Origin of the sequence: Sphingomonas sanguinis (assembly GCF_001476905.1) — a bacterium.
Lineage (GTDB): Bacteria > Pseudomonadota > Alphaproteobacteria > Sphingomonadales > Sphingomonadaceae > Sphingomonas > Sphingomonas sanguinis_B.
In genome coordinates this window covers 1-10401 of record NZ_LDTE01000137.1, presented here as the reverse complement: position 1 = coordinate 10401, position 10401 = coordinate 1, and the positions used below count along the sequence as shown (strand labels likewise).

The 10401-nt window shown below is 67.3% G+C and carries 6 protein-coding genes; 3 read left to right on the top strand and 3 right to left on the bottom strand.

Annotated elements, in window-relative coordinates; all coding sequences use genetic code 11:
- Positions 1-35 precede the first annotated feature (35 nt).
- Positions 36-3080, bottom strand: coding sequence for a TonB-dependent receptor (locus SB4_RS17195; protein WP_058753559.1), 3045 nt, complete (start codon positions 3078-3080; stop codon positions 36-38).
- Between the two features lie 198 nt (positions 3081-3278).
- On the opposite strand from SB4_RS17195, the gene SB4_RS17190 reads away from it, so the two are divergent.
- From SB4_RS17190 to SB4_RS17180, 3 genes are read left to right on the top strand one after another with little or no spacing between them, the layout of a single operon-like run.
- Positions 3279-5531 carry a beta-glucosidase gene (locus tag SB4_RS17190; RefSeq protein ID WP_058753577.1) on the top strand — a complete coding sequence of 751 codons (2253 nt, stop codon included), beginning with the start codon at positions 3279-3281 and terminating at the stop codon, positions 5529-5531.
- Positions 5532-5571: 40 nt separating this feature from the next.
- Positions 5572-6780, top strand: a complete 1209-nt coding sequence (locus SB4_RS17185; protein ID WP_058753558.1) for an MFS transporter — start codon at positions 5572-5574, stop codon at positions 6778-6780.
- Between the two features lie 42 nt (positions 6781-6822).
- Positions 6823-7704, top strand: coding sequence for a polysaccharide deacetylase family protein (locus SB4_RS17180; protein WP_058753557.1), 882 nt, complete (start codon positions 6823-6825; stop codon positions 7702-7704).
- 136 nt (positions 7705-7840) lie between these two features.
- On the opposite strand, the gene SB4_RS17175 is transcribed toward SB4_RS17180, so the two are convergent.
- Positions 7841-9271: an efflux transporter outer membrane subunit gene (locus tag SB4_RS17175; RefSeq protein ID WP_058753556.1), complete on the bottom strand. Its 1431-nt coding sequence runs from the start codon at positions 9269-9271 to the stop codon at positions 7841-7843.
- A partial coding sequence (locus SB4_RS17170; RefSeq protein ID WP_241488671.1) for an efflux RND transporter periplasmic adaptor subunit occupies positions 9264-10401 on the bottom strand: 1138 nt, incomplete at its 5' end. The genes SB4_RS17170 and SB4_RS17175, both read right to left, overlap by 8 nt.

Sequence of the window (10401 nt, the reverse complement as noted above, 5' to 3'; positions counted from 1 at the left end):
TCCCGGACCGGGAAAACCGGCTTTTCCCATGATCGTCAGAAGGTGAAGCGCACACCCGCCGAGTAGCGCGCATCCTGCTTCGTGACGAAGTTGACGTTGCGATCCGAGCGGAGGTGACCGCTGCGGTTCTCGCCCAGAATGTTGATGCCCTCGGCGAAGATGGCGACGCTCTTCGTCACCGCATAGCTCGCGCTTGCATCCAGCTGGCCATAAGTGTTGACATAGACCGGGTTGATGCCCGCCCCCGCCAGATACCCCTTGCGCCAGTTATAGGCCGCACGCGCCTGGATGCCGAACTTGTCGTAGAACAGGACCGCGTTGGCGCTGTCCGACAGGCCGGTGATCGCGAACTGCGACACGGTGGCGGGCAAGCGGTTATCGTATTTCCGGTTTCCGTTGACGATCGTGTAGTTCAGGATCGTGCCGAAGCCGGTATCCCAGAAATTGTGCTGGATCGCGAACTCGAAGCCGTCGACGCTGGCCGTCTGGCTGCTGTTGAACGGCGTCGTGATAACGAAGTTGACCGCCGGATCGTTGGGCTGCGCCACGATCGTGCCATTGACCACGCCGCCGGGGAAGTTGGCGGCGATATAGTCGCGGACCTGCGCGAAGGTCGCGTTGGCACCCAGCGCATTGATCGCTGCCTGATAGCGGGGCCCATATTGCGTCACGCCGTTGAAGGTGGTCACTGGAGAGGTCACGCCCGGAACCGTCGAGTTGACCTGGGTCTGGCCGATGAAGTTCGACACGTCCTTGTGGAAGAAGCCGACCGAAAGGTAGCTGTCGGACTTGTAATACCACTCCGCCGACAGATCGATATTCTTCGACTTGTACGGGATCAGGTTCGGGTTGCCGACACTGCCGGTGCCGCCGCCGATGCGGAACAGCTGAGACAGATTGCGACCGCCCTGCAGGCTGCCATAGTCGGCGCGGGTGATGGTGTGGCTGTACGACGCGCGCAGCTTGACGTTTTCCAGCGGCTGGAAGTCGAAGTCCACCGACGGCAGCCAGTTCTGGTAGCTGCCCTTGAAGGTCGTGAAGCCGCTACCCGAGAACAGGATGTTGAATTCGTTTTGCGAATTCTGCCGTGCGCCGACCGGGGTCGGTACCAGCGCCGAGGCCGAGACGTCCGTATTCTCGAAGCGAAGCCCCGCGATAAGGTGCGCGGGCCGTGCGAACAGGTCCATCTTGCCGTTGAACTGGAAATAGGGCGAGACGGTCTTTTCGCGGATGCGCGAGTCCGTGGTGTAGGGGATCAGGCACTGGCCGTTGCCGCCGCAGATACCATACGCCTTGTCGAGCAGCGAGACCATGTTGGGCAGGTTGAAGCCGTAGAAGGACTTCACGATCGCCGAATTGTTCGCGCCGCCAATGCCCGAGAACTTGTCGGGGATGCTGATCTGCTGGAACAGGTTGTCGGGAATCAGGGCCGCGGCCGCCGCACGCTGTGCCGCGCTGTCGCCGCCGGTGCCGCCCCAGGTGTCGTTCTGCAGCACGCTATACGCCGAGCGAACCTTGTTGTCGGTATAGTCGAAACCCCAGTCCAGGCTGTCCAGGAAGCCCTGCTCATGGTCGTAATGCCCGCGCAGCTGGACCTGGTTGATCTCGTCCCGGAAATAGGAATTGCGGAAGGCGTTGCCGGTGGGGACGATGTTGGCGGGGTTGAGCGGGTCGATGCCCGGCTGCATCGCGAACGAGATCACGGGCAGCTTGTTGTCGAAATTGACCGTCTGGCTCTGCACGCCGAAGATCGCGGTGCCGACCGAGTTGCTGTTGCCATACGGATTGTCCGGACGGGACTCGGCGGTCGAGTGGTGCGCGTCGAGCGACATGGTGACGCCACCCGGACCCTTCCAGGTCAGGTTGCCGCCCAGCGACCGGTTGATGCTGCGTACCGAGGTTTCGGACGCGGAATAGGCCAGGTCCTTGCCCTCGGCGGCGGTGAAGCGCTCGGTGTAGAAGATCGGCCCGGCGACCGGACCGTTGGTCCACGCGCTCGACGTGTCGTTGTGGTTGTACCAGATGCCGACATTGTTGTCGCGAATGTCGACGGTGTTCTGCGAGTAGGTATAGTCGACCGTCGCCGTCAGATTGTCCGACGGGCGGAATTGCAGGACGGCCTGGCCGTTGATGCGCTCACGGCGGCCATTGACGATGTTGTAGCTGGCGTTCTGCGGCACCTGATAGACGTCGTTCGCGCCCGGCCGATTGGTGATGTTGGCGTAGCGGGGATCACCCTGTTGCGCCAGCGAACCCCAGTTGTTCTCCGAGCCCAGATAGCCGTCACGCCAACCGACATTGGCCTGATTCTGGCTGAAATTGCGGCGCTGATAGGCACCGGTGACGAGGACGCCGATCCGGTCGTCGGCGAAGGTGTCGGAGAAGATGCCGGACACTTCGGGCGTGACGTTCTTGCCGCCATTCTGCGAGGTGTCGACGACGCCGCGCGCCGAGAGCGATCCGCGCAGGCCGGGTTTATCCAGCGGGCGCGGCGTGCGGATGTTGATGGTCGAGCCGATGCCGCCCGAAGGCACGGTGGCGCGCCCGGACTTGTAGACTTCGAGCGCGGCGACGCCTTCGGAGGCGAGGTTGGCGAAGTCGAACGAGCGTGAGCCGGGCGCGCTCATTCCGTCGCCGATCGCGGCGGTCGGCATCTGGCGGCCGTTCAGGGTGACGAGGTTGTATTCGGGGCCGAAGCCGCGCACCGTCACGAACTGGCCTTCGCCGTTCGATCGGTCGATCGACACACCGGTGATGCGCTGGAGCGACTCTGCCAGGTTCGTATCGGGGAACTTGCCCATTTCCTCGGCGCTGATCGCGTCGACCACGCCCTGTGCGTTGCGCTTGATGTCGATCGACTGACGCAAGCTGGCGCGAATACCGGTGACGACGATATCGCCTTCGCCCTGGGCGGGATCGGCCGGGCCGGTGGTCGGCGCTTGCGGATCGGTCTGGGCCGGGCCGGTATTGCCCATGGTGGCGGCGGCATCCTGCGCCAGCGCGGCGGCCGGCAGGGTCAGCGCGACTGCGGAAACACCGATGGCAAAATTCGAAAGCAGGCGAGCACGAACGCTTCGCATGAAATCCTCCCCTTCGTGAACGGGCGCGGTAACCCGCGCTCTTGAGAACGTTCACTCCTTCAAAGGCCAAACGGTGTCAAGAGAGACCAGTCGTCGAAAAGTCGCGATTGTGAACGTTCTCTGGACACGATGGCAGTTATGCAACACAAAGCGCCCAAAGCATTCGATCTCGGGAGGATGACGGTGACGAAGGGACAGATGGCTGGCGGCCTGGCGATGGTCGCGCTGGTCACGGCGGGGGCCAGCGCGCCCGTTCAGGCACAGGCGCCGACCACCAAGGCGCAGAAGAAGACGACGTCCGCGGCGGCCCGCGCGCGGGCCGATCGGATCGTCGCGAAGATGACGCGTGAGGAAAAGATCGCGCTGCTCCACGGCTTGTTCCCACCGATGGCGGCGGGCAAGACGACCAACGAGCTGATCCCCTCGGCTGGGCATATCGACGGCATTCCCCGGCTGGGCGTGCCGCTGGTTCGCGAGAGCGACGCCTCGCTTGGCGTGGCGAACCAGGTCGAGCAGCGGGTCGGCGACGTCGCCACCGCACTGCCTTCGGGGCTCGCCACGGCGGCCAGCTTCGATCCAGCCATCGCGCAGGCAGGCGGCGCGATGATCGGGGCAGAGGCGCGGGACAAGCGCTTCAACGTGCTGCTGGCGGGCGGCGTCAACCTGACCCGCGATCCGTGGAACGGGCGGAACTTCGAATATCTGGGCGAGGACCCGCTGCTCGCGGGCACGCTGGGCGGTGCGCATATCCAGGGCGTGCAGTCGAACCGCATCGTCTCGACGATCAAACACTATGTCCTCAACGCGCAGGAGACCGGGCGCAACGTGCTCGACGCCCGGATCGGCGAGGCGGCATTGCGGATGAGCGACCTGCTCGCCTTTCAGATTGCGATCGAGAAGGGGCGGCCGGGCTCGGTCATGTGCGCCTATAACAAGATCAGCGGCGACTGGGCGTGCGAGAACCGCCATCTGTTGACCGACGTTTTGAAGCGCGACTGGGGTTATGCCGGTTGGGTGATGAGCGACTGGGGCGCGGTGCACTCGACGGCCAAGGCCGCCAATGCCGGGCTGGACCAGGAGTCGGGCCAGGAGCTGGACAAAGAGGTCTATTTCGGTGCCCCGCTCGCAGAGGCGGTGGCCAAGGGCGAAGTGTCCGAGGCGCGGTTGAACGATATGGTCGCGCGTTACCTGACCGGTCTGATCGAGACGGGCGCCTATGACACGCCTGTCCCGACCCAGGCGGTGACCCCCGATTACGCCGCCCATGCCGATGTGGCGCAGCGCGCGGCGGAGGCCGGGATCGTGCTTCTGAAGAATGACGGCAACCTGCTGCCCATCGCACGCACCGCTAAGCGCATCGTGGTGATCGGTGGCAATGCCGATGTCGGCGTGCTGTCGGGTGGGGGCTCGTCGCAGGTCCGCTCGGTCGGCGGTGCGCCGGTCGAGATTCCACTGGCCTATGGCGGATCGGCCTCATTCGCGCGCATCACCTATCACGCCTCCTCGCCGCTTAACGCACTGCGTAAGGCGCTGCCGGGGGTGGAGATCGAATGGCAGGACGGGCGTAATCTGAATGCCACGCTGGCTGCGGCCAAGGCGGCGGACATGGCAATCGTCTTCGCCACGCAGTGGACGACTGAGGCCGATGACGTGCACGATCTGCGCCTGCCCAACCAGCAGGACGCGCTGATCGCCGCGATTGCGGGCGTGCAGTCGAAGACGGTCGCGGTCATGGAAACAGGCGGCCCCGTGCTGATGCCGTGGATCGCCAAGGTGCCCGCCATCGTCCAGGCCTGGTATCCCGGGCAGCGCGGGGGCGAGGCGCTGGCCGCCATTCTGACCGGCCAGGTCAACCCTTCGGGGCGCCTGCCCATCACCTTCCCGGCCGACGCATCGCAACCGCCGCGTCCGCGCCCGGTGGGCCTTGACCGGCTGAGCGAGGTCGAAGCCGCCGCCGCCGCCAATCCGGCTGCCGCGCAGGGCGTCACGCTGCAAAGCTTCCCGGTCGATTATGTCGAGGGTGCCGATGTCGGCTATCGCTGGTACGAGAAAAAGGGGCTGAAGCCGCTGTTCCCGTTCGGCCACGGGCTCAGCTATACCAGCTTCGCCTATCGCAACCCGGTGGTCACCGGCGGGCGGACGATCCGGGTGACGGTGGATGTCGTCAACACAGGTCAGCGCGAAGGCTCCGATGTGGCGCAGGTCTATGTCGCCCGCGACGGCGGCGGAGAGCCGATGCGGTTGGCCGCGTTCCAGCGCGTCGCACTGAAGCCCGGCGAGACCCGTCGCATCACTCTGACCGCCGAGCCGCGCATCCTGGCCGATTACGATACCGGCCTGCCGGGCTGGCGGATCGCGGGCGGTGCCTACCGAGTTGCGGTGGCGCATGACGCCGCCGACCGCGCGATGGTCAGCACCACGACGGTCGAGGCGCAGACGATGAAGCCGTAACGGGCGTTGCCGAAACGCATGATCGGGGGCAGGGTGGGTCATGTCTGTCTCCCATCCCGATCCCCTGCGGTCGCGCACGCCTCTGTCCCTGTGGCTGTTTGCGCTCGCCAATATCGGCGGGGTGATCGCCTATTGGCCGCTATTGACCCTGCTCGTGCCCATGCGGGTCGAGGTGGTGAGCCCGGACGAGCGGATCGCGCTTCTGTCCCTGATCGCGGTCGCTGGGGCGGTGGCGGCAAGCGGCGCCAATATCCTGTTCGGCTGGTTGAGCGATCGGTCACGTCGGGCGGGCGGGAGCAGGCGGGTCTGGATGGCGCTGGGGCTGGCCGGGATCGCCGCGAGCTATGCGGCGATCGGCTGGGCGGCGACCCCGATGGCGTTGGCCCTGTCGGTGCTGGGATTCCAGGTCGCGGTCAACGCGCTGCTCGCGCCGATGATGGCGGTCATGGCCGAGGAGATCCGCAATGCCCAGCGTGGCATGGCGGGCGGCCTGATCGCGCTGGGCAATCCGGTGGCGGCGGCGCTGTCCGCCTGGCTGGTGGGCGAGCAGTGGCTGGGGGAGCGGGGGCGATTGGTCATGGTGGTTGCGGTCGTCCTGCTATGCACCCTGCCGCTGTTGCTGGTCCGGCCCCGGATAGCAGGGGAGGAAGCTGCCATCGTCACGCCCGTGGCTCGCCCGCCCCGGCGCGATTTCTGGATGGCCGGGCTGTCGCGCCTGCTGGTCCAGGTCGCGGCGGTGGTGACCCATGGCTATCTGCTCTACTATTTCGAGACGATCGTACCTCCGTCGGCGCGCGCGGACCTGCCGCGATGGGTCGGGCAGGTCTTCACCCTGGCCTTTATCGTGCCCCTGCCTATCGCGCTGTTGCTGGGGCGGATGGCGGACAGGACCGCGCGACGGCAATATGTGCTGCTGCTGGCGGCGCTGGTCGCGGCGTCGGGGCTGTTCGCGATGGCGCTCGCCAAGGGGCCCGTCGTGGCGGCGGCGGCCTTCATCCTTTACACCGCCGGGTCGTCGGTCTTCGTCGCGCTGCATTCGGGCCTGAGCTTTCAGCTGCTGCCCGACCCGCGCCATCGCGGTCGCGACCTGGGGCTATTCAACCTCACCAATACGCTGCCCGGTCTGATCGGGGCCGGGCTGGCCTGGCGGTTTGCGACGCCGCATGATTTCGGTCCGGTCCTGTCCGTACTCGCCATGATGACGCTGGCGGGGGGATTGACCATCCTGGGCGTGCGGGCCTGGCGCTAGGCGGCAGGGGCATCCATTCCCGGCCGTTCGCGTTGAGGCGCGATGAAGTCCTCCGAGCATGGCCGCTACCCCTATCGTCCCATCGTCGATCGTCCGGTCTATGACTGGCCGGAGGGGCGGCGGGTCGCCATCTATCTGGGCGTCAATCACGAGGTCTTTGACTTTGGCGGCGGCCTGGGCGCCGAACTCGCGCCGTCGCAGACCCAGCCCGACGTCATGAACTATGCCTGGCGCGATTACGGCAATCGCGTGGGCGCGTGGCGGCTCTTCGAGCTGTTCGATCGGCTGGAGCTGAAGACGACCGCGCTGCTGAATGCGGAGATACTCGATCGCTGTCCCGGCCTGGCGGAGGCCTGCCGCGATCGTGGCGACGAGATTGCGGCGCATGGCGGCACCAATGCCAAGGCGCAGGGCGAGCTGGACGAGGGCAAGGAGCGTCGCCTGATCGACGAGGTGACCGAGCGCTTGGCGTCGTTGGGCGTTCGACCCACGGGATGGCTGGGCCCCTGGATTTCGGAGAGCGAGGCGACGCCCGATCTGCTGAAGGCGGCGGGTTACCGTTATGTGCTCGACTGGGCGCATGACGACCAGCCGACGCGGTTGAAGACCCGGCATGGCGATCTGCTGTCGATCCCCTATTCGCAGGAGATCAACGACATTCCTTCGCTGATCCAGCGTCGGCAGGAGGCAGAGAGTTTCGCCACGATGATCCGCGATGCGGTCGCTCAACTGCTGTCCGAGGCGGATCGGCGTCCCTCGGTCCTGGGCATTGCGCTTCACCCGTATATCATGGGGCAGGCCCACCGCGTGCCGCCCCTGGCGCGCGTGCTGGAGGAGCTTCGCGAGGCAGACGATCCCCGCATCTGGTGGACGACCGCCGGTGCCATTGCCGAGCATGTCGAGGCAAAGGGCCTGGCCGTCTAGGCGCTGCCGACGGGAATGACGTGTCCCCGAGGCGCATCCTGACCAACGGGCATATCACACGTAACTTGGCGTGGTGCTTGTCGCGCGGCGGGGAGCGGCGCAGGATTCCCGGTCGCTCCCCACCTTGTAATCGGGCTTACGAAGGCTGCCAGCCGCCACCGATGGCCCGGAACAGCGCCACGCTGGCGGCCTGTCGCCGGGTCTCCAGGTCCAATGCGGCTTGGCGGTCGCGGAGCGCTGCTTCCTGGGCGGTGGCGACGTCAAGATAGGTAGCGGCCCCCTTCACATAACGGTCGAGCGCGATGTCCTGCGTCGTGGTGGCGGCGGTGACGGCGCGGTCCTGTGCCGCCTGCGCGTCGCCCAGATGATGCAGCGTGGCGAGGGCATCTTCGACATCCTGAAACGCGCCGAGCGCACGGGCGCGATAGTCGCTGGCCGCCAGCGTCCAGGCCGCGCGGGCGGCGGCCAGGTCGGCGCGGCGACGGCCACCATCGAACAGGTTGAGGATCGCGCCCGGCCCGACCGCCCAGAACAGGCTGGGCGCGGCGATGAGACCGGCGAGCGCGGTGCTCTGGAAGCCGCCATTGCCGCCCAGCGTGATCTGCGGGAAGAAGGCCGCCTTGGCGACGCCGATCCGAGCGTTGGCCGCGGCCATGCGCCGCTCCGCACTGGCGACATCGGGACGTGCGGCGAGCAGAATGGAGGGCAGGCCGGTCGGGATCGCGGGAATGGCGAGGACCGTCGCGGCTGGGGCCAGCGTGAAGGACGAGGCGGGTTCGCCGACCAATGCGGCGATGGCATGTTCCGTCCGCGCCCGGCTCGCCGCGACCTCCGCCGCCTGGGCCTGGGCCTCGCCCAGCAGCGCGTCGGCGCGGCCCACATCCATGCCCGATGCAATGCCGCCCTTGAATCGCCGCCGGGTCAGCGCGTCCGCCTTGCCAAAGGCGTCGATCGTCTGGTTCAGCAATGCCAGTTGCCGGTCCTGGCCGCGGAGGGCGATATAGTCGCTGGCCAGTTGCCCCTCCAGCGACAGCTTGACGGCCGCAACCTCGTCGGCCGCGCCTTCCGCTTCGGCGCGGCCAGCGGCGACCGAGTTGCGCACCCGGCCCCACAGATCGGCCTCATAGCCGATGTCGCCACCGATCGCGGCGGCCGTGTAGAAGTCGGGCTGACTGCCGCCGCGTAAGGGTCGCTCGTCCGACTGGCGATTGCGGATCACGCTCGCGTCGAGCCCGACATGCGGCAGCAACCCCGCCTTCGCCCCGGCCAGATAGGCGCGGGCGATGTCGTAGCGCGCGAGGGCCCCCGCCAGCGTCGGGTTGCTGGCGTCGATCCGTGCCTCGAGCGTGTCGAGCGTCGGGTCGCCAAAGGCCGTCCACCAGTCCGAACGGGGGCGGGCCGTGCCCACGGGGTGCCAGACCCCGTCCGCTGGCGCTGCCTCCTTATAGGCCGGGGGCATGGCGATCACCGGCGGGTGATAGGCGGGCGCCATCGAGCATCCGCCGAGCAGCGCCAGCGCCGAGCCGGCCAGCCAGCTTCGAAAGGATTTACGGACGGCATCAGCCATGGCTCGTGGCTCCCACGCGGACCAGTTCGCCGGGGGACAGCGAGTCCGGGGGATTGTCGACGACCTGCATCCCGGCGGTCGCGCCCGACAGGATCTGCACAGTGGGGCCGTCGTCCTGCCCGATGCGGACGGCGTGAAGCTGGACATGGCCCTTGCCATCGACGGTCGCCAGCTGTGCGCCGCCTGCGCGAAACAGGATCGCGCTGGAGGGGACGGTCACCGCGCCGCTGTGTTCGGGCAGGTCGAAATGAATCTGGGCATAGCCGCCGGGTTTCAGCGCGCCCGCCGGATTGGCGGCGGTAAGCTGGACCCGGAACGCGCCCGATTGCGGGTCGATCGCGTCGGACGAACCGATGACGCTGGCGGTAAAGGTCTTGCCCGGTAGCGACGGCACGGAGAGCGTCGCGGACATGCCTGGACGGATCGCGGCGGACAGCGCCTGCGGCACGCTGACATAGACACGGATGCGGCCCGTATCGGCGATTGCGAACATCGGCGTCTGCGCGGCGGCACCGGGGCCGACCAGATCGCCGATCTCGGCATTGCGCTGGGTCACGGTGCCGCTGAACGGCGCGCGGACCACGGCATAGCGCTTCTCCGCCTCCAGTCGGGCGAGCGCCGCGCGTGCCTGCGCCACATCGGCGGTCTTGACCGCCAGATCGCCGTTCTTTTCATCCACTTCCTGTTTCGATACCGACTTGCTGGTCAGCAGGTCGTTCCAGCGGGCGGCGGTGCTGCGCGCCAGCTGAAGATGGGCCATGGCGCTGGCGAGGGCGGCGCGGGCCTGGCCGATCTGTTCGTCCAGCTCGGGCGTTTCGATGACGCCCAGCGGCTGACCGGCGCGGACCTGGGCACCGATGTCCTGCGACCAGCTCTGCACATAGCCGGGCACGCGGGCATAGAGATGCGCGGCATTCCACGCCGCCAGCGTCGCGGGCAGCTCCAGTGTGTCGGTCGCCGCGCCGCCCTTCACCGGCACCAGATGCACGGTCGGGATGGCGTTGGCGTCGGACCAGGCGGCGGCGCGCGCCACGTCATGGTCGCGGGTCACGATGCCGAAGCCGACGACGCCGATCGCGAAAAGAGCGGCGGTGATCCCGGCGGTCTTCAGGCCGCGGGGGGCGGGGGTG

Excerpts from the sequence above, each read along its gene's own strand:
- SB4_RS17195 (WP_058753559.1), bottom strand. The coding sequence starts at position 3,080 with ATGCGAAGCGTTCGTGCTCGCCTGCTTTCGAATTTTGCCATCGGTGTT.
- SB4_RS17190 (WP_058753577.1), top strand. The coding sequence starts at position 3,279 with ATGGCTGGCGGCCTGGCGATGGTCGCGCTGGTCACGGCGGGGGCCAGC.
- SB4_RS17185 (WP_058753558.1), top strand. The coding sequence starts at position 5,572 with ATGTCTGTCTCCCATCCCGATCCCCTGCGGTCGCGCACGCCTCTGTCC.
- SB4_RS17180 (WP_058753557.1), top strand. The coding sequence starts at position 6,823 with ATGAAGTCCTCCGAGCATGGCCGCTACCCCTATCGTCCCATCGTCGAT.
- SB4_RS17175 (WP_058753556.1), bottom strand. The coding sequence starts at position 9,271 with ATGGCTGATGCCGTCCGTAAATCCTTTCGAAGCTGGCTGGCCGGCTCG.